General features: G+C 40.4%; 17 protein-coding genes, 4 pseudogenes and 1 other annotated feature. Of the genes and pseudogenes, 3 read left to right on the top strand and 18 right to left on the bottom strand.

Features of this window, described 5'->3' with window-relative positions:
• Positions 1 to 5: 5 nt before the first annotated feature.
• The 15 genes and pseudogenes from GWK51_RS00625 to GWK51_RS16420 form a co-directional block, all read right to left on the bottom strand.
• Positions 6 to 314 (bottom strand): urease subunit beta, encoded by a 309-nt coding sequence (locus tag GWK51_RS00625; RefSeq protein WP_005244909.1) that lies wholly within the window; start codon positions 312 to 314, stop codon positions 6 to 8.
• A 19-nt stretch (positions 315 to 333) separates the two neighbouring features.
• Positions 334 to 636: an urease subunit gamma gene (gene ureA, locus GWK51_RS00620; RefSeq protein WP_161932281.1), complete on the bottom strand. Its 303-nt coding sequence runs from the start codon at positions 634 to 636 to the stop codon at positions 334 to 336.
• Positions 637 to 737: 101 nt separating this feature from the next.
• The gene (locus GWK51_RS00615) at positions 738 to 1,616 is read right to left on the bottom strand and encodes an urease accessory protein UreD (RefSeq protein WP_161932280.1); all 879 of its coding nucleotides are present in this window, start codon (positions 1,614 to 1,616) and stop codon (positions 738 to 740) included.
• A 71-nt stretch (positions 1,617 to 1,687) separates the two neighbouring features.
• Positions 1,688 to 2,254: a HupE/UreJ family protein gene (locus GWK51_RS00610; protein WP_161932279.1), complete on the bottom strand. Its 567-nt coding sequence runs from the start codon at positions 2,252 to 2,254 to the stop codon at positions 1,688 to 1,690.
• Between the two features lie 14 nt (positions 2,255 to 2,268).
• On the bottom strand, positions 2,269 to 2,883 hold the full coding sequence (ureG, locus tag GWK51_RS00605; RefSeq protein WP_005100598.1) for an urease accessory protein UreG: 615 nt from the start codon (positions 2,881 to 2,883) through the stop codon (positions 2,269 to 2,271).
• Positions 2,884 to 2,900: 17 nt separating this feature from the next.
• Positions 2,901 to 3,566 carry an urease accessory protein UreF gene (locus GWK51_RS00600; RefSeq protein WP_161932278.1) on the bottom strand — a complete coding sequence of 222 codons (666 nt, stop codon included), beginning with the start codon at positions 3,564 to 3,566 and terminating at the stop codon, positions 2,901 to 2,903.
• Positions 3,553 to 4,035, bottom strand: a complete 483-nt coding sequence (gene ureE, locus GWK51_RS00595; protein WP_161932277.1) for an urease accessory protein UreE — start codon at positions 4,033 to 4,035, stop codon at positions 3,553 to 3,555. The genes GWK51_RS00600 and ureE overlap by 14 nt, the downstream gene beginning before the upstream one ends.
• Before the next feature lie 674 nt (positions 4,036 to 4,709).
• A complete protein-coding gene (locus GWK51_RS00590) occupies positions 4,710 to 5,642 on the bottom strand; it encodes an IS5 family transposase (protein ID WP_161932276.1) in 933 nt (310 codons plus the stop codon).
• A 155-nt stretch (positions 5,643 to 5,797) separates the two neighbouring features.
• Positions 5,798 to 6,070, bottom strand: coding sequence for a hypothetical protein (locus GWK51_RS00585; protein ID WP_161932275.1), 273 nt, complete (start codon positions 6,068 to 6,070; stop codon positions 5,798 to 5,800).
• Positions 6,071 to 6,221: 151 nt separating this feature from the next.
• Entirely contained in the window at positions 6,222 to 6,371 is a 150-nt protein-coding gene (locus GWK51_RS16425; RefSeq protein WP_171519119.1) for a hypothetical protein, read from the bottom strand.
• A gap of 2 nt (positions 6,372 to 6,373) precedes the next feature.
• Positions 6,374 to 6,625 carry a hypothetical protein gene (locus GWK51_RS00580; RefSeq protein WP_328703722.1) on the bottom strand — a complete coding sequence of 84 codons (252 nt, stop codon included), beginning with the start codon at positions 6,623 to 6,625 and terminating at the stop codon, positions 6,374 to 6,376.
• Positions 6,626 to 7,238: 613 nt separating this feature from the next.
• Positions 7,239 to 7,700 (bottom strand): annotated as a pseudogene (locus GWK51_RS16495) (RHS repeat-associated core domain-containing protein); the annotation flags it as partial.
• 38 nt (positions 7,701 to 7,738) lie between these two features.
• Positions 7,739 to 8,958, bottom strand: a pseudogene (locus tag GWK51_RS00570) (IS3 family transposase).
• Positions 8,567 to 8,683, bottom strand: a sequence feature (AL1L pseudoknot). (Overlaps the previous pseudogene by 117 nt.)
• A gap of 50 nt (positions 8,959 to 9,008) precedes the next feature.
• A pseudogene (locus tag GWK51_RS00565) lies at positions 9,009 to 9,278 on the bottom strand (RHS repeat domain-containing protein); the annotation flags it as partial.
• Positions 9,267 to 9,530 (bottom strand): annotated as a pseudogene (locus GWK51_RS16420) (putative type VI secretion system effector); the annotation flags it as partial. The pseudogenes GWK51_RS16420 and GWK51_RS00565, both read right to left, overlap by 12 nt.
• 150 nt (positions 9,531 to 9,680) lie before the next feature.
• On the opposite strand from GWK51_RS16420, the gene GWK51_RS00560 reads away from it, so the two are divergent.
• Together GWK51_RS00560 and GWK51_RS00555 are read left to right on the top strand one after the other, a co-directional pair.
• Positions 9,681 to 10,655 carry a formylglycine-generating enzyme family protein gene (locus GWK51_RS00560; protein ID WP_216071653.1) on the top strand — a complete coding sequence of 325 codons (975 nt, stop codon included), beginning with the start codon at positions 9,681 to 9,683 and terminating at the stop codon, positions 10,653 to 10,655.
• A gap of 105 nt (positions 10,656 to 10,760) precedes the next feature.
• Complete coding sequence (locus GWK51_RS00555) at positions 10,761 to 11,750, top strand: formylglycine-generating enzyme family protein (RefSeq protein WP_161932764.1); 990 nt, start codon at positions 10,761 to 10,763, stop codon at positions 11,748 to 11,750.
• Between the two features lie 24 nt (positions 11,751 to 11,774).
• Here the strand turns inward: GWK51_RS00555 and GWK51_RS00550 are convergent, their stop codons facing one another.
• The 3 genes from GWK51_RS00550 to dsdC form a co-directional block, all read right to left on the bottom strand.
• Positions 11,775 to 14,795, bottom strand: a complete 3,021-nt coding sequence (locus GWK51_RS00550) for a hypothetical protein (protein WP_161932274.1) — start codon at positions 14,793 to 14,795, stop codon at positions 11,775 to 11,777.
• Positions 14,796 to 14,801: 6 nt separating this feature from the next.
• Positions 14,802 to 17,576: a type VI secretion system Vgr family protein gene (locus GWK51_RS00545; RefSeq protein WP_161932273.1), complete on the bottom strand. Its 2,775-nt coding sequence runs from the start codon at positions 17,574 to 17,576 to the stop codon at positions 14,802 to 14,804.
• A gap of 378 nt (positions 17,577 to 17,954) precedes the next feature.
• Positions 17,955 to 18,860, bottom strand: a complete 906-nt coding sequence (dsdC, locus tag GWK51_RS00540; protein WP_161932272.1) for a DNA-binding transcriptional regulator DsdC — start codon at positions 18,858 to 18,860, stop codon at positions 17,955 to 17,957.
• A gap of 259 nt (positions 18,861 to 19,119) precedes the next feature.
• Here dsdC and GWK51_RS00535 point away from each other — a divergent pair, with 259 nt between their 5' ends.
• A complete protein-coding gene (locus tag GWK51_RS00535; protein WP_161932271.1) occupies positions 19,120 to 20,451 on the top strand; it encodes a D-serine ammonia-lyase in 1,332 nt (443 codons plus the stop codon).
• Positions 20,452 to 20,528: the final 77 nt, after the last annotated feature.

Here is a 20,528-nt window from a genome sequence, read left to right as displayed (position 1 = left end):
CCGACTTAGTCAAGTTTCCCCATCACTCGACCCGCAAAGCCATACACTTCACGCTTTCCTGCTAATGCCACCAATTCGACATCTCGGCTCTGACCTGGCTCAAAACGTACTGCGGTGCCCGCTGCAATATTCAAACGGTAGCCTTTGGCACGCTCGCGCTCAAATTGCAAAGCATCATTGGCTTCATAAAAGTGAAAATGTGAACCAATTTGAATCGGTCGATCCCCAGCATTCGCAACCGTTATTTTTAGGGTTTCACGTCCAACATTTAACTCAATATCGCGATCTGGCGTAATTACTTCACCTGGAATCATCTTTATTCCTTATTGTTCTTTACATAATCGGTTGATGTACGGTCACCAGTTTTGAGCCATCTGGAAAGGTTGCTTCAACTTGGACTTCAACAATCATTTCTGCAATGCCATCCATCACATCATGACGACTCAGTAAAGTCGTGCCGTAATGCATCAGTTCGCTTACGCTCATGCCATCACGTGCGCCTTCTAATAAGGCGGCAGAAATATACGCAATCGCTTCAGGATAATTCAGCTTTAAACCACGTGCTTTACGGCGCTCTGCAACCAAGCCCGCAGTAAAAATTAAAAGTTTGTCTTTTTCTGTTGGATTTAATTCCATATCTTTTACCTATTTAAACGTGGAGATGCTTCGCTCATGAGCCGTGCATGACCAAAATTACGTTGTGTCATTTGGTCTTGAAATTACAGGCTAAAATGACTTTAAGTTCTCCAAATACGTGGAAATTCTTCATCCAGATCGTACCAATAGCGTCTCAATCTAGCTCTGATGGCAGCAAAGGCATCATGACATTGCCGAACATCATTCCCCAAAAAGCGTGCACAAATCACATCATCCAAAACCGTTAAGGTGACGGGTACATCCATACGCATCATCAGTTCACGGATTAAATCCAGATGCTGTTCTAAATCTAGACTGGCACGATATTGAGTAGGTGGAACTGCCCAGAAACTCCCCATCACAGATTGGCCATGCATGCCTAGGCATGAACTTAACCAACGGTCATTTCCCTTAAAACTTAAGGTATCGGCCACCAATAAAATCTGATTACGGAACAGTTTGAACTGGTTGATATAGGCACCATCACTAAATTGCTCTTCACGTGCTTGGCGACCAATCACCAACATGTCCCAACCAATAAAACTGGCTGCCTGATCCAAATGGATGATGGTTTCTGAATGCGCATTCGCACCATTAAACAGCATGGTTTCTTGCGGCAACCATTCAAAAATAGCATCAGCATTCAAACTAATATTGATATGCTGATAAGCCTTTTTACCATTGGTTTTGTACCATTTACCTGCGCCCGGGGTGGTCACTAAGGCATGTGCCTGCGCATCGACAGACATATCAAAAGTCAGGTGATCCCCACCCGCAATACCCGCAGGTGGATGCACAATAATGGCATGACAAACCCCTGTTTTTTCAGGCCAAAGCATTTTTTGTACCCGCACAGGACCATAATGTTTGCGGTGATGTAACACCGTGCATTCAGGCTCTTTTTGAGCCTGAAAACCGAGTTCCAACTTGGCAAACCATAATTGAGCATCATGCGTTCGACTGACAGTTAAATCCTGCATGCTTCCTCTGCGTGATGAATACCAATAATCTGGTGTGCTTAAACTTGTACATCAAAACGACCTGAAAATCATTAAGCCAAACCAATCAATGCAACAACGGCGGCAATTCCACCGACAATTTTCTTACCATGTGGCACATATTTTTGTACCAAAGCACCTAAACTCAAGCCACCTGCGTAGATGCAAGACATAGCAACAACCATACCGAAGACTAAACCGATCACATGACCTGAATGACTCAATTCGGCACCATGCGCCATGCCATGAAAACTTGCTAAAACCATGGTCGCAACTGCAAACAGTCGATTGGCTTTGGTCCATAGGGCAATGGCAAGAACAGATAAGGAGAAAACAATGCCGTACTCAGCAATATTCGTAGAAACCATATGCAACTGTCCAAGGCTAAAACCTGCAATCATGGCAACAACTAAACCCAACAATCCGCCTACTTTCCAACGATTAGCCGCTGACCACAGCAGCACACCAAAAGCGATTGCCATGGTGAGGTGATCAATTCCAGTAAAGGGATGAATAAAGCCCGTCAGAAAACTATTCTGTTGTTCATGACCGGGATGTGCCATTGCCCACATTGGAAAAGCTGCGGCGAAAGTGGCGATAGTTCTTTTTAAATAAGTCATTGTGTTTCCCCGAATTACGCTTTGAATAGACCTTGTTTTTCAATGAACGAAATAATAATTTCCAGACCTTCTTTGGTTTTCATATTGCTAAACAAGAACGGCTTATCACCACGCATACGTTTAGCATCTTGGTCCATCACACTTAAATTTGCGCCGACCATCGGTGCCAAGTCGGTTTTATTGATAATCAACAAATCAGATTTGGTAATGCCTGGACCACCTTTACGTGGAATCTTTTCCCCCCCCGCTACATCAATCACATATAGGGTTAAATCTGAAAGCTCAGGACTAAACGTTGCCGCCAAATTATCCCCACCACTTTCAATAATAATCAGCTCAAGCCCATCAAACTTTTCGCATAAATCATCAATTGCTGCGAGGTTAATAGAGGCATCTTCACGAATAGCGGTATGCGGGCAACCGCCAGTTTCGACACCCACAATACGCTCTGGAGACATGGCTTCATTGCGGGTTAAAAAGTTTGAATCTTCTTTGGTATAAATGTCATTGGTGACGACCGCCATATTATATTTTTCACGCAAGGCCTGACATAAATTCAAAGTTAGCGCTGTTTTACCTGACCCGACTGGTCCACCAATTCCTACACGTAATGGGCTACGTTGTGACATGTTTTTTCCTCTTAAAATTATGATCTGAATAGTCTTGAATATTGGGTCTCGTGGTGCATACTCAGCATGGCATATTGCGGTAAGGCACTACTGATTTCAGTGTCTTGCAACGCCAATGCACGCGCAATTGCTGCGGGAATAAGTGCATGTAAATGCCACAAAATACGCTGACCACTCATCTGCCCAAGCGGTACGGTTTTGACTGCCGCCAAGACCTGATTTTCTAAAACGGTAAAGGTATACGCTGTAAGTACTTCGGATTGATTTAGCCTCAAGGTGCCACACAGGCTTCCATACACTGGAACAAAGCCCAGCTGTTTTTTCACTCTAACGGGTTGCTTTAATACGTCTCTAATCCATGCATTTAAAGAAAATGCCAACTGCTTCGATTCCGCCAGTAACTCTTTACTCTCACGGCTGGCGCGGTAAAAGTTTGCCCAGTAAGTGAAATTTTCTTCGTCATCACTGTATTGCATTAAACGTTTCAGCACTGGCAACTCAAAACGAACCAAGAGCATTTCCAGCACCTCTTCAAAATAAGCAATGCTGGAGGCTTCATCATGAATCAGCCCTCGATCAATGGCACTTTCCACGCCTTGCGAATAGCAATAGGCTCCTATCGGTAACGCAGTTGATGACAAGGTCAACAGGCTGAGCAGTTGTGATGGATTAGTGATGGACATGATGTAAAGTCTTGATTGGGCTTAAGCGATGATCATGTTGATGTTGTGCATAAGCACCGCTTTCAGGTTCAAAAGGATGATCTACCTCTGCAACGTTTAATCCCAAACCCACTACCATTTCAGCCAGTACATGATCTGGTTCGAAATATAATGCTGTTGGCGTCAACATTAAGGGAACGTGACGATTGCCGAGATGATATGCCGCTTTTAATAAATCAAATTCTTGCTGAGCCGAAACTTTCATCAGTTTTTCTGGTTTCGCTTCAACTTTAAGAATATTTCCGCTCTCCGTTGAAATATATGACCCACTGCGTAAAATGCCTGTGCGCGGCAAATCTGCACCAATATCTATCCCATTTTTTAAAGTTGCACGAAAACGGCTCTTTTGGCGCGTATCGAAAGTCAGCTCAATGACATCAAAGTCACAATTTTCTGTAACTGCTTCTAATCGTTGAGTATAAATTTCCATTTTTTCTCCATGCTTGACTTTGTTTAGTACTACTTTTGATCCAAATTGATTCAAAAAATAAATCACCTTCACAAAACGCACCATTATCTACAGTTAAGCAATATTCAGACCAACTCATAGACTCGATGAACTGGAATAGATCTCTCCTTAACAAAATTCATATATTGCTCTGTTGTTAATACTTCAAATGCGATGATTCATCATTGCGTAATTTGATATATGAGCGGGTTGCCTTTGAGGAGAGTTTTGTTCAAAACGCCTAGCAGAAACTTATGAGCTAAGGGAAATTTCAGGTTCAATTGCTATATATTCCTTGCTCTTTATTGAGCACGGCGCAGATTTCGGACAGCTTGAAGAATGGATTGCTCTGCAATACGGCTTATTGATTGTTATTGAATTGGTTGTTACTGCTAGATCATTGGTCCGAAATTGCTTGAAGCTAAATTGTTAATTTTGTATTTGAGTGGAGATGATGCATGGGGCTTCTTTTTCGAACACCCGTTTCAGATGCTTTTTCTTTGATTTGATCCACACGAAAGTATATATACAGTTCCTAAAATCAGCGTTTATCTTTCCAATATCATTTTTAAATAAAAATTAAACCCGCACTTTAACTTAGTCTGGCTTTGTTGCATAAAGCCTTTAAAGACAGAGTTACCCTAAGTTACTAAAATTTAAGTGACAACTTGGGTATATGGCTGACCTAATTCCGTAAATCTATTGAGGACTGCTACGCGAGCATGAATTTCATTCACCTGACTAGGAAAGCTTCTTGCCATTAATTTATCGCCTAATAATTTAATGCAATACATCTTGGTTTCGACCAAACTTCGGCGATGATAGCCTGACCATTTTTTCCATAATGTCCTGCCTAAACGTGTAACTGTTCGAAGTAATTCATTTCGCTCCTGAGAATGAACTTTTTTATCTTTCCAAGGCTTCGCATTTTTTCTGGGTGGAATCACTGCATGTGCTTGCCGATCTGCAATGACCTGACGGCATTGCTTGGTGTCATAAGCGCCATCGGTATATACGGAGTCAATCTGCTCATTTTGTGGAATCTGATCAAGCAAATCACCAAGTACCTGTGAATCACTGACATTATTCGTCGTGAGCTGAACAGCTCGTATTTGTAGTGTTTCAGCATCTATGCCTATATGCAGTTTACGCCATTGGCGACGATATTCAGGCTGATGCTTTTTACGTTTCCATTCACCATCACCTAAAAACTTCAAGCCCGTGGAATCGACGAGTAGATGCAGTCCATGGCAACTCTTTTCATAGCTAATTTGAATATCAATATGCTTTTGTCTCCTGCAAATAGTTGAATAATCTGGAGCTGTCCAATCTAATCCGTAAAGTTTAATCAGGCTTTGGACAAAGCCTGTGACCATGCGTAATGACAAACGGAATAGAAATTTAATCATGAGGTAGCATTGGATGGCTGCATCCGAGTAAGTTTGATTTCGACCGTGTTTACTTTTTGGTTGAGCATACCATTGAGTCGTGGTATCAAACCAAATGGCAACATTCCCACGATTAATGAGAGCTCGATTGTATATGGACCAGTTGGTTGTACGGTAGGTTTTGGGTGTAGGCTTCTTCATTCAGAAATTATATTGCTGAATCAGACCTTACGAACAGCTTTGTGCAACAAAGCCCCTCTGACTAAAATATTAACAATAGGATGTTCCGAAGCTTTAAAATTCGCTATAAAAACACTCATGATTACTTCTACTAGGATCGTTAACATACTTTTTTCTTATTTTTTGCTAAAATCTGTTCTTTCAAGCCATGTAAAAAATGAGAAAAATAAAAACATAATTATTCCTAAACCAACCGAAAGACAAAAAAAGAGGATTTGCTGCTTTAGCTGCAGCATATCTTTATTAATAAAATCAATTACATTAGTTGTTACAAAAGCAAATAACCCAATAATCATGCCTTTAACGAAACAAGTTAAATAAGGATATTTTTTTGACTCATAGGTTGAGACAAAAAATGAAATGATAGTTTCTGCAATTACAGTAAGCATGTTAATTTCTCTTGGTAATTAGATGAATTTTTTGTTTTTTTCATTCCCATTAATTACACCATGAGCAACTTTTGAACCAAGCTGCTGCATAATAGCTTGGTTAGCATAAATATTTACCTCCCCAGCTCCCATTCTTTATAGCCTGTACAACTTAAGTAGCCCCAATAAACTCTACACTGGCTGCTTTTGCTGTTGCCCCTCCCCAAAGACCACCTACTATTACATTTATTATAGGATGCTCTACTGCTTTAAAGTTCGCTATAAAAACACTCTTGATCACTTCAATTAGCATTGTCAGCATTACTATTTCTTATCAAAATAGCTAAACAACTTATCAATAAGAAAAAGAAAAAGACTTATACAAAAACCACCAATCAAACTTACAGATAAACCAAATATAAAAAAAATTTCCTTGCTATTCTTAATATCAGAAAATATACCCAAAACAAATATTACTATTGCAATTAAAAAGCCTCTAATAACTATATTAAGAATAGGATGCTCTGATACTTTAAAGTTCGCTATAAAAACACTCATGATTACTTCTACTAGCATTGTTAACATCATTACGCCTTATTTCTTACTTGGTTTATCTTTATTAGTTGCAGCTTTAACTGCTCTTGAACCAGCTTGCCCAATCATTTGCTCATTTGCGAATAACAAGACCAGAAGCATTACTTTTTACAAATTGCCCCATTTTAGGTAAGTTTTAAGCCAGACTAAGTCCACCCAACTGCCCAAAACCTGCTGCTGATGATGTTCCGGCCCCCCAACCACTAGCAATAGCACTTGTTACAGCAACTCCACCAACACGAACATAATTAATATCCTTTATGCATTTACAATGCCATGCTTGTATACTTGCATCTATTCCTCCTCAAACTCCAGCACTTTTTGCAGCAGCCATACCTACTGTTTTAGCAGTTAAGCCTGCACCTTCTAATTGTGCTCCAGTATCCATATATGGTGCTGCCAATCTTCCAACTGCTGGAGCCACAGCTGACCCAGTAGCTGCTGTCCCTGCCACAGCATAAGGTCCATAACCAGCCACTGCCACTGCCACTGCTTTTAGGTTATTATTTCTAATCGCACCCAGTGATCTTAAAGTTCTCGCATCTTCAGCCTTTTTAGCAAAAGCAGACATTGTATTAGGTAATAATATACCTAGACCTAATCCTGATTTTTTTCCACCTACTGGCTGCAGCCCCATTGGGTCCACCCAATGAGTAGGGTTACTGACATACGCCGAAGTATTTAATCCACCTTCTAATCCAATCGGATCTTTACTCATATACCTTGCACTATACGGCTCATAATAACGATAACGGTTATAATGCAGTCCTGTTTCATGATCATAATACTAACCTTGGAATCTGAGATTACTCTGCTCAAATGGATTGTCTTTATTAAATATTTGAATCTCGAGTGCAGTACCCCACGTATCCTGCGTAATTTCCCAGACACATTCACCTGCTGCATTACTCAATGTTTGTGCTGTACCTATCTGGTCACAATGATAAAAGCTGACTCGCTCCAATTCAGCTCTATTACGTCTTGAATCATCACGCCAAACCGGATCTTTATAAATAGAATAAGCTTCTGTTTGGAATTTAGAATAGTTTGGTGTTTCTGAACCGTACCGGGTTTGTCTGAGACTTTTTATTTTAGTTAGGCTACCTGACCTAACAGATTAATTTTATCATAGTACATTGCTTCAAACTCAAATGGTGATACATAACCTAGAGCACTATATACATGCTTTTTATTGAACCAATCCACCCAGTTTAATGTCGCAAGTTCTACATCTACCAAACCTTGCCAATCTGCTTTTAGATATTCAATCACCTCTGTTTTGTATAAGCCATTCACCGTTTCAGCCAAAGCATTATCGTATGAATCACCAGTTGTACCGACTGATGCTCGTAAATTTGCGGCTTCTAAACGATTAGTATAGCGAATGGAAAGATATTGCACACCTCTATCGGAATGATGAATCACATTCTTTGGCATGCCTCGATCATGCAATGCCTGCTCCAATGCATCGAGCACCATATCTGTATTCATTCGTGTAGATACTTTCCATCCAACAATGGCTCGTGAGAACACATCAATAATAAAGGCGGTATAGACCCAGCCTGAATGAGTTTGAATATAAGTGAAGTCAGCAACCCACAGCTGGTCAGGCTGATCAGCACTAAAATTGCGTTTCACTAAGTCATCTGCTCTTTTCTGATCATCTCGGCTACGGGTCGTTTGTTTATTCTTGCCTCGCCAAACACCTTGCAGACCTAGCTTTTGCATCAATCGAACCACTGTACAACGTGCAATCACATAGCCTTCACGTTTCAATTGTTGCCAGACTTTACGTGCGCCATATCGGCCCAAACGTTCTTTCCAAATTCGTTTAATTGGTTCAGCATGATGCTAATCATGAAAATCTCGTTTTGAACGCTTTTCTGGATTCTCGGTAAGCTCCAGCTGTCGGTAATAGGTCGATGGTGCAATCGGTAAAATTCTACAAATCGCCTCGACTCCGTACAGCTCTTTATTATTATGGATAAAATCCACCATTATTTGTGTGGGCGGTCGAGCTCCGCCTGGGCGAAAAAAGCGGCTGCTTTACGTAGAATCTCATTGGCGCGTTGCAGTTCTTTATTTTCACGTTCGAGTTGTTTGATACGTTCTTGGTCTGAAAGCTGCTGTACTTTAACTGGATTTTGTTGATCCAAATATTTTTGATGCCAAACACGCAGTGTTTCAGGGGTACAACCTATCTTGGGAGCAGTAGCAGTGATTGCAGCCCAATTCGATGGATAATCCCTTTCGGATTCAATAACAAGTTGAACTGCTCTTTCTTTGATTTCAGGGGTATAGTTTGATTTTTTCATCGGAACATTCTCTCAAGAAAGTTGGTCTCCGACAAATCCGGTACAGTTCATTCAATTAACTGTATAAAACTTCTGTAACCCGTTTGAAATAGCGGTATAAAACTATTCGGTCCGTACACATAGTGCTTGGTATAGTTCTGTTCAGTATCTTGATATTGCACAGACTCCCAAATCATTAAGTCTTCATCCCAACCAAACAATATGAGTTCATGGGATGATTTCTTGTAAAGCCGTCGTCCGAATGCATCATAACCATATTCAGTAATCTGTCCGTTCAGATCAGTACGAACAAGTCTGTTCAAATTATCCCAAACCAGTTCATCGCCATTCTTAAATTGTACTGTTGTAAACTGACCAATCACACTATAATCACCAACTTCACAAGTAAAGGATTTAGCATCTTATCCACTTGCTGCCATTAACAAAATTGGTGCATTAGTTGCTGCGCTACTACTTGCAGTTAAAGCTCCTATCATTGCAGTGCCCGCAGCTTGATTTTCGATGTTTTTAAATGGATGGATTTTAGAATCTTCAATCTGAAGATTTATTATACGACCTTCGATTTTTATCATTTCTTTTCAAATTAATCCTCTGGATAGGGATCTTTTCCTTTTAAGATTTTCAATAATGCATAATGTTGATTTTAACACAATATTTCTACTCAACATTCGCGAACTAACTTAAAATCCGCGCTGTATTTTAACTTTATAATTTTAAAAATGATGATTAAACATAAACTTGCAATCATTCTGCTCTCAATTACCTCATTAGCTGCTTGTGCCAAACCCACTTCAAATGCAAATCAGAAAGCTTCAAGTCCAATCACGAAAAATGACCTATCTCCTGAACAACAAAAGCGATTACAACAACTGCTCGAGAAGACCAAGAAAAACCTGATTTTTGTAAAAGGTGGTACCTATAAAATGGGGGATTTTGGTCCTGAACATAGTATCGATGGACTTCCATATGATGGTGATGGGGATAGCAAACCCTTACACAAAGTCACCCTTGATGACTTTTATTTAAGCGCCACCAAAACCACCTATGCAGATTTTGATATTTATACAGAGGTTACAGGACAAAAAGCCGTCGGTGATTTTAATGAGATCACGCAAAAATATCGTATTCCAACTTCTGCAGCAGGTATAAATTGGCAACAAGCTCGAAATTATTGCCAATGGCTTGGTACGCAACTCAATTTAAAAATGGACTTACCTACAGAAGCACAATGGGAATATGCAGCGCGGAATCGGGGACAAAATATTCTTTATGCAACTGATAATGGAAAAATTGATAATGGACGTAATGTGTGGAGCTTTGAGCAGAGACAACAGTCCCAAGATAAATTTAAAGTTTATAAAAATATATCTGAACTGCAAAAATATCCAGCAACCCCTTTAGGTTTTTATGACATAGTAACAGATAATCTTGAATGGATGCTCGACTGGTATGATCCTGAATATTACAGTAAATCTCCAGAGAAAACCCCTCAGGGTCCAAAAACAGGAACTTTAAAAGTTGTACGGAGTATGCTTCCGTCGGATGTACAATCGTTAAAAGTATTCAATGGCAAAACTATGCAACGCCATGCAATTGATCCTGTAGCGGATCCGGAATTAGTAAAAGACTCTAAAGACCAAAAATATTATTTCGATTTTAATTTAAATAACTCAGTACGTTGTGCTGCAAATCCTTAATCATTAGCCGTGTAACATGCTATGCATGATACACGGTTGGTTTTACACATTGTTTCTTTTCAATACCAACAAACTACCTTAAAATCCGCACTGTATTTTAACTTTATAATTTTAAAAATGATGATTAAACATAAGCTTGCAATCATTCTACTCTCAAGTATCTCATTAGCTGCTTGTGCCAAACCAACTTCCAGTGCAAATCAGAAAGCTTTAAGTCCAACCACGAAAAATGACTTATCTCCTGAACAACAAAAGCGATTACAACAACTGCTCGACAAGACAAAAAAGAACCTGATTTTTGTAAAAGGTGGTACCTATAAAATGGGGGATTTTGGTCTTGAACATAGTATCGATGGACTTCCATATGATGGTGATGGGGATAGTAAACCCTTACATAAAGTCACGCTAGACGATTTTTATTTAAGTGCAACCAAAGCCACCTATGCAGATTTTGATATTTATACAGAAGTTACAGGGCAAAAAGCCGTCGGGAATTTTGATGAATACTCGATTGAACAAAGAGTTCCTACAGCAGCAGCAGGTATTAATTGGCAACAAGCTCGTGATTATTGTCAATGGCTTGGTACGCAACTCAATTTAAAGATGGACTTACCCACAGAGGCTCAATGGGAATATGCAGCACGTAATCGGGGGCAATATATTCTTTATGCGACCGATAATGGCAAGATTGATAATGGGCGTAATGTATGGAGTTTTGAACAAAGACAACAGTCCCAAGATAAATTTAAAGTTTATAAAAATATATCTGAACTGCAAAAATATCCACCAACTCCTTTAGGCTTTTATGACATGGTTACTGATAACTATGAATGGATGCTAGATTGGTATGATCCTGAATATTACAGTAAATCTCCAGAGAAAAATCCTCAAGGTCCAACCTCAGGAACTTTAAAGGTAGTACGAAGTTTTCCACCAAGTGATGGTCAATCATTACGAGTATTTGGTGGAAAAACTATGCAAAGACACTCTATGCATCCTATTGAAGATCCTGAAAAAGCTAAATCAGAGCTTGTAAAAAAATATAACTTAGATCTAAACCAAAAAAACTCCGTACGTTGCGTTGCTAACCATTAACCATTACATTAACCGTGTATCATGTTAAACATGATACACGGTTGGTTTTAACTCATTCTGCTCAAAAGGTGCTAAGATTTCTAAATTACTTGCCATTAATGACTGCTCTTCAAACCCCATTTGTATGCCTTGCTGCAGCTCAAACTGCCTAAAGCGATTATCATCTTGGCTTTGTACTAACATATAATTCCATGAAGTACCTGTTACTGCCTTAGCTCCCTTACGATACTTAAGATAATCTTTTAACCATTTGTTAATATTTTGCCCAACATACTCTATTCCACTATTGATACAACGGATAAGATCTTCAGCGTATTTATCGTCATCACCATAGTTTAAAAACCGAATCAGATCACCTTCAACTTTACCAAATTCAGATGGGTTTAATTTCTTTGCTTTAGGGTGAATATGTTGAATGGTATTTTGCCATTCGGCAGTCGTCACACACGTTTTTAGAATATTAATCACTGCAGTTTTTCGCGCAGGAAAAAGTTCCACTTCACGCTCACTAAAAGACACATAGATATCAAAAATTGGAGCTGTACGATCACTCCAGTGTGTAACTGCATATAAAAGAATCCCTTTCGTCTCTGGTGTGGCATAAATTAATTCTTCACGGCCTTTGGCAGAATTAATATTATTCGCAGTCTTTAAACGCTCATGATCCTTATTCAAACGCTTAAGCCAGACATCATAAGCATCTGCTATTTCCTGTACGTTCTGAGTTAATGGATAATTCTCACCTATACAGTACGCTAAGACTCGTGCCATTAATGAGAAAGCCTCCCCATGAATATAGACTAGCGTTCTAAAGCTAGCCTGTAGTAGCTGTAGTTTAATAAATCCTAAATAGTTTAGGATATGTTCTGAACCAACCGTAAATTCAGCGACTCCTTTTGCACCAATACCCCAACACAAGTGTGCAGCAACCAGTATTTTAAAGTTACCAGAACCTTCATCATAACCAATCTGATATTGACCTTCGGCACCAGCTCCCAGACTAACACCACCACCACCAGCTACAGAGGCGATAGAAACAAATTCTCCTTCCCCCCCCTTGTCATTATTGGGTTTAAACCATTCTATTCCGCCCTTCAATTTCCCTTGCACTTGTGCCCCTGCAAATACCTTAATTCCTGCATTTGCCTGATTCTTTGCATTTTCCTGATTTGCAGCAATCATGTTCAAGCTACCTTGCGCAGGTTGGAACATGGGTTTTCCCTGACGATCAAACATTTGTGACATTGAGCGTTCTGGTTTACGTACCATAGCTTTCAGCATTTGCGTGGTTCCCTGATGGGTAATATCGACAGATAAGTTACCTGAAATGCCTAAATTTGCTCCAGAAAATCCTGCTAGTTCTGCTCCAATCAAAAAACGAATGGTTCCTAAATCATAATTGTCATATTCAAGTTTCCATCCAGACTCACATGGAAAAAACTTACGCCATTCTTTTACCCCTTCAAAAAGTGTCCATTTGGTTGATGCATCTCCACCAAGTTTCATGGTCACACCTTTAGACGAGGCGCTAATCATTCCTTCACCACTAGCACCTGCAACCATCCGCATCCACTGTGCTTCAGTACTGACATTAATATCTCGGCTGTCTTTATATTCTTTTGCAATCTCTCCACCAAGACCACCAATCAAGTTATAAACAGCTTTTTCTTCACTACCGATACTTCCTTTAGCAGTCAATAACTGCTGACCTAGTTTCTCAAAACTACTTTGAATCTGAGCATGACGTTGTGGTGTGTATTGCGTCGCATAAGGGTCAACAATATCTGCTCTTACTTCATTATTACGACGTTGTCGTTTTAGCTCTTCATATTCAGTGACTTTAAGATAACGTCTTTTTAAATTATATTTTGATGCACTTTGGTTGACTTTGCCTGTGCTTTCAACCACCCAAACTTCTTTAAGTTCGCCATACTGCTGAAACTCACCATTAATTTTTTCAATTGCTTTTTCTTGATTGATATTTAGCCGACTTTCTAGCTCTTTAATTTCTTCAAGTTTTCTATCCTGAATCGCTCGCGTGAGTTCAGCATTCGATTGATGAACCTTTTTTACTGCATCTGACAAAATTTGCGTTTTTCGATCAAATTCAGCATAAACTGCGGGCGGTAAAACCAGTACTTCATTAGTGTGAGGATTAATAACGATAGGGGGCTTTTGTGATGCACCCAAGCCCACCTTATTATTTGGATCAGTATTGGTTATACCTGTGGTAAGTGGAAAAATAATTTTATTAATTAACTGTTTATCAACACAAGTAATCGGTTCGAACCATTCACTCTCTTTGACTGTACTTCCTAAGCGATACTTAACTTGGGTTTTTAAATGAGTCTCTGCTAGTTGAGTAAAGCCTTTTCCATCCACTTTAGCTGGCTTCATATTAACGATAGGTTCGTTTTTACCCTGACCAAATATTTGGTAGTCAATAATCGGAATACCATTTCCTTTGTTATCGACAAATCGATACATCACATATGTTTTAAACTTCAAATATTCTGATTTCTTAATCAGATGTGTATTTCTCTTTTTATATTCTTCATAAGATAAATTTTGACTTTCTTCTAAATTCTTTTTCACTGTTGGTGAAATTGGGGGAGTAATTTTAGAATAATTATAAAAATTACCTATTTTAGACTTACTATTGATTGCGGCAATTTTCTTCAGTTCCTCAAGATTTTTTTTTGCAACTTGTTGTTTTATATCATATTGCTGCTTAGTGATAAACTTTAAATTTTGTTCTAATTTTTTTTCTTTTATTTCAATAATATTATCACCTGAGGCAAGCTTCGGCTTGATCAGTTTTTTTTGACTAAAAATTGTCTCATAACCTTCTACAAAAATTTGCAGTTTTCCATTTTGAGTCAATAAAATTGGTTTAGTGCGTCCCTTATCATTGGTAATATCTGCAAATATTTGTTGATTTCCTGAAGTGGAAATAAAAACCAATTTATATTTTACATTTCCTAGCCCCTTATTTCTCTGGTTATAGAAAATAATGCTAAATTCTAATGTGTTATATCTATCCATTACGTTCTAACTTTCCGTAACTAACTTATATTTTGATGCATTTTTATCAGAAATATGGATTGAAACCTGTTCTGAACCATCTGTTTGAAATTTTTGAGTTTTACCAGATGCATCGGTTCGCCCTATCTGGTGACTACCATCTGCTTTAAAAGCAATATATTCGACATTGTTCGCAGGTTTTCCATCCAAATCGACAATTTCAAACGTTAAATAACATGGTTTATTTTCTAATTGTATTTTAGGGACTTCGACCTTTTCCCCTCCCATAAACACATGCTGCCCCGCCTTCACCTCAAACTTGCCACTGGTGGTTGGAAAAACTCCCGAACCATCAATTTTAAGTTGCGAACCACCTGCCGTAATTACAATCTCTTTCGGACTGGTAATTTCAATGCGATCTTCTGTAGAAACAACCTGAATATTTTGTTTGGCTAAAATACTTAAGGCATCACCCTGAGCCTGCATTTCAAACTTTCCTTTGGCCGCAACTTGTTTAATGCCACCCTGTGCTGCAAATAAGCTTGCTTTACCACTGACATGCGTAATCAGATTTTTTTGCGTAGTGAAATTGATGCTGTCGCCTGCAAACTGGTTAATTTGCCCATCAGCCGAGACATGAATGTCTGCATTGGTGCTTAAACCAATCCCATCTGGCGAGTTTAAAAGTAATAGCGCCTTTTCAAATTTTGCAATCTGCGCTTGAATCTGGTCTGCAAACTCTTTGAGTTGTTCAATCGATTCAATCTCATCAGTTTGCTGGTTTTTGGCAACTTCACTCAGTGCTTTGGCATTACTCTGGTTACCTTCCAACTGCTGCTTGGCAACTTGTGCATCCAGATGTTCGCCCTGAGCCTGATCTTGTTTATAGGTCGAAAGAAGTAATCCTTCTCCTGCTCTTAGCGCTCCCCACTGATCTGTTCTAAGTTCAAATCCTTCGCCTCGGTCTTCACTTTCCGCTTGGTCTTTAGGATGACTGAGTTTACCCAAATTGAGTTGACTGGCCGCATAACTGCTTTGCAACTGGGCACTAATTTGCCCCGTGGTGTCATCAAAACGCAGCTGGTTAAAACCCTGTCCCTGATATTCTTTAGATTTAATGCCTGCCAGTTTTTTGGTTCCAGGCAATTGCCCTGCATCATCAAATTTTGTTGGATGGCGTTGCGCTTCATGCAGACGTCCTACCACAAAAGGACGATCTATGTCTCCCTGAAAGAAATCAATGACTACAATTTCCCCAATCCTTGGCAGAAAACGTGCCCCATAACCTTCACCCGCCCATGGAGTTAAGACATCCACCCAAGCAGAATCGGTATCGTTATCATTGCTGCCCGCACCGCCATCATGTGCATGGTCTTCATTTCTTGTGAATAGAAAGCGGACTTTAATACGCCCCCATTCATCGACATGGATTTCTTCACCATTCGGCCCAACCACCTGAGCGCGTTGCGGATGTGCCGATGGACGATGCTGCTCAGGATGATAGGCGGGAACAGTCTTAATCTGCCGACGTTGTAAGCTCAGCAGATTGCCTTGGCGCTGCTCACTGCCGCTGTTGTCCAGTACAGAGCTGAATTGCCAGTTACTTTGTTGTAAGAGTTGATCTAATTGCTGGTTCAGATCTTTAGGCAGATTGTTCTGGCTATAAAAAGTTTTTTCTGTAATTAGAAATTCTTTGTCTGCACCACTGTGCAGATTAATTTCAGGATGATCTTGTAGTTCGAACCAGTAACCCACATGGGCATCTCGCACCGTAGACTGTGCACAAAAATGCTTGGCTTGCGCATTGTAATAATCGGAAAGCTGCTGGTTAAATTGCTCCAGTTGCGGATTACCCGATGCCGTCGCACCATCTTCGCCATTCAGGTCTTGCATCCACGCAGGGGAAAAATGCCATGCCTGCTCTAGCCCCAAACTCGCAACATCATATTGTTCACTTTGCTGATGTTTGCTTTGCACACTGCCTGCACCGTCATCTTGGGTTAGTGCATCGGCTTGCCAGCGTTGCACATGCACGGCTGTCGGTTGTAACTGGCGCTGCGCCTGCCAATGGGTAATGCTGTCTGCGGTTTGTACAGCGCTGCTCTGGTGAAAGCGGACACTGCGTCGTGGCAGAGCTTGGTAGTGCTGGTTATCATCAATTAGACGTAGCTTTTGTGCTTGAATGGGTTGATGCATCTGAGCAAGCAACGCTTGCGCTTCATCAATCAGCCAATTAATCCCTTCACTTCTAAGTAAACGTGTCAGAAAGTCATAATCAGTTTCGTTGTTTTGCATGATGAAGGGACGAATGTCGTAATCTCGACTCAATCCTGCTAAATCAAGATTCAAACTGGCGGCAAACAGCGGACTTTTTTGTTGCCACTCTTGGAACAAAATGTTGACCACATCTACCACACTTTTATTCATGAACACGCGACTGTTACGGCGTTGTTTCCATAAGATGGTCGGGTCTTCAAGCCTCAGGCGATATACGGTCAGTGCACCATCGCTTGCCCCCGCTTGAGCTTGGGTAATGATGCCTGTAATGCGACTCAGTTGTCCTGTGTCTGTCACATGGTCAACCGCGACCTGACAGCCAATAAACTGTTTGAGGGGAATAAATGCATGTGTCGACAGGCAAATTAAACTGGCCGTTAAGCCTTGGTTTAAGCCATGTGTTCCGTCTATTCGCTGTAAATAGACCTGCTGATTCAGCAGCGCATTAGCAAACTGGATATGCAATACACGTTTATGTGTAGTGAATCCCAGCTGTTCAAAAGCAGCATAAATATGATTCAACATAATGTTTTTAATAAATATAAAGTGAATGTCGTAATTATAAAGTTTGCCGTATAGTATAAAAAAATCGCTTTTTTGACCAGTGCCGACCTGAACTTAACGGCACTTTGTGACATAAATTGACAATATGGACAGAAAATCACGCAGCAGCATTCATGCTACAGATGCATGATGTGGTGATTGAAAATACTTTAAATATTCAATTTCAAATTTATAATTAATATTATTAAAAATCATAATGATAGATTTAATTCATTTCTTATATCACTATCTAATTTTTGAGGAGCTTTATAAGAGATCGTTTCACAGAATATTTGACCGAATTCAGGCTTTTTATGTTTACAAAATTATTTTCACTATGCGCGTATATTGCTGAGAAGATCAAGTCTGCGCTTTTAACCACGTCACAAAAACCTCGACTTTCGGTAATAGGCGACCTTGTGCGGAGGCAAGATAATAATGTTGCTCACACGCCTTCCACATTTCAGGAAATGGAGTGATCAACTCGCCTCGTTCTAGCGCTGACTGAACCAGTCTTTTTCTGCCCATGCAAATACCCAAATGCTGTTCGGCTGCCAAAACCGCCAGATCCGAGCGGTCAAACTGCATGCCCTTCGAAGTATCCAGCTCTACCCCGAAATGATGTGCCCAGCTCTGCCACTCTTCGGTGCCCGTTCCGTTGTTCCATGCTTGGCTGTCATGTAGCAAAGTACAATCTTGTAGCTGCTGCACATGACCAACCAAATTCATCTTTTTCGCATAGGCTGGACTACATACAGGGATAATCTGCTCATCCATCAGATACTGATCATTCAAATTGGCTGCAGGCTGATGGTCAAAATAAAGTGCCAGATCAATACCTGTGCGCTGAAAATTAACTGTGTCATTGCCCGTCAAAATCGACAACTCAATCAACGGATATTGCTGCATAAAATCCTGCAATCTGGGAATCAACCAACATTGGGTAATCGAAGGGCGTGCATAAATGGTGAGCGAGCCTGCCAAAGCCTGATTCTGAATGGCATTCAACTCATGATTCAAATGTTCCAGTGAAGACTGCAATGCAATAAAAAGATGCTGCCCTTCAGACGTTAGCTCCACTTTGCGGTGTAATCTTGAAAAAAGCTGCAGTTGCAGTTCTTTTTCAAGCTGGTTGATTTGATGACTCACCGCACTTGGAGTCAGACATAATTCTTCTGCTGCCAAGGCAAAGGACTGATGTCGCGCTGCGACTTCAAAGGTATACAATTTAGAAAGTTGAAAACCCGTTAAATTACTCTTTGCCATGTGTACGTTCTCCACGGGATTCAATTTCATTCATTAACCAGCAAAGCAAGATAGATCACAAATTTAAGATTAATTTATCTCATCCTTATGAATATTTATAAGATATTTCTCTCACTTCAGATGAATTATTTTAATGTTAAATCCAAATATCATCATTTGACCAAGCTCAGTAAATCCATTCAAATAATCCAAAATAAGTTTTCTGCAAATGGAATATTTCTGCGTTGCAAGCCAGTAAATACCTGAATGAGTACCCAATATGAATCCTGAACAAATCCAGCAATTGTGTGAACAACATCCTATCGTCAAGGAATTAATCGAACTCAAAGAAACCATATGGTTCAACCCCAATTTCGCCACTTTGGCAGAAGGATTGCCCTTTGTTGGGCTGAATCAAGCAGATATTGATGCTGCACGTGACCGTCTGACACGCTTTGCGCCTTATCTCATGGCTGCATTCCCAGAAACAGCGCTAACGCATGGCATTATTGAATCTGAACTTGCCGCAATTCCCAACATGCAACAGCAACTTGAAGCTCAATTCGGACAAAAGATTCAGGGCACACTCTGGCTGAAAAAAGATAGCCATTTACCGATTTCAGGTTCAATTAAAGCGCGTGGCGGTATTTATGAAGTGCTGTGTTTTGCAGAAAAACTGGCGCTGGATGCAGGTTTACTCAACCTCGAAGATGACTATACCAAACTCAATCTGCCTGAGTTTAAGCAGTTTTTTAGTCAATATAGTATTGCCGTCGGCTCTACGGGTAATCTCGGGCTCTCTATTGGCATCATGAGTGCGCAACTGGGCTTTCAAGTGACTGTGCATATGTCTGCAGATGCACGCCAATGGAAAAAAGATAAATTGCGTGCGCACGGCGTCACCGTGGTCGAATATCTGGAAGATTATGGTGTGGCGGTTGAAGCTGGTCGCAAAGCAGCACTTGCAGATCCGAACTGCCACTTTATTGATGATGAAAATTCCAAGGCACTGTTTTTAGGCTATGCCGTTGCAGGCGAACGTTTAAAACAGCAATTACAACACCGCCAGATTCAGGTCGATCAAGAGCACCCCCTGTTTGTCTATTTGCCATGTGGAGTTGGCGGTGGTCCTGGTGGGGTCGCGTTTGGATTGAAAATGGCTTTTGGCGACCATGTACATTGCTTCTTTGCCGAACCCACCCATTCCCCGTGCATGTTATTGGGTATTGCTACAGGCTTACATGATCAAATTGCCGTGCAGGACATTGGGATTGATAACATCACCGCTGCGGATGGACTCGCGGTCGGTCGTGCTTCTGGCTTTGTCGGACGTGCTATGCAACGGCTCCTCGATGGGCTTTATACGTTGGATGACCAAACCCTGTATCAACTACTCGGTCTACTTAATCAAACTGAACATCTGAAACTGGAACCCTCTGCCTTAGCGGGTATGTTAGGACCTGTGTTGATTGCTCAACATCCAGAATATGCAGCCATGCATAATTTCACCGCGCAACAATTGCAAAATGCTAATCATATTATTTGGGGTACGGGGGGTGGCATGGTACCTGAGCAAGAAATGGCAAATTATTTAGCCAAGGCGCAGAGTTAATTGAATTTTCATCTACTTTAATCTTGAGTTATCACGCAATTCAGCCATCAAAGTTGATGGCTGAATGGTTCAAAGTT

Source organism: Acinetobacter kanungonis (assembly GCF_009939195.1).
Taxonomy (GTDB): domain Bacteria; phylum Pseudomonadota; class Gammaproteobacteria; order Pseudomonadales; family Moraxellaceae; genus Acinetobacter; species Acinetobacter kanungonis.
Note: the sequence above shows the minus strand (reverse complement) of the source record. Positions and strands in the feature narration are given on the sequence as shown.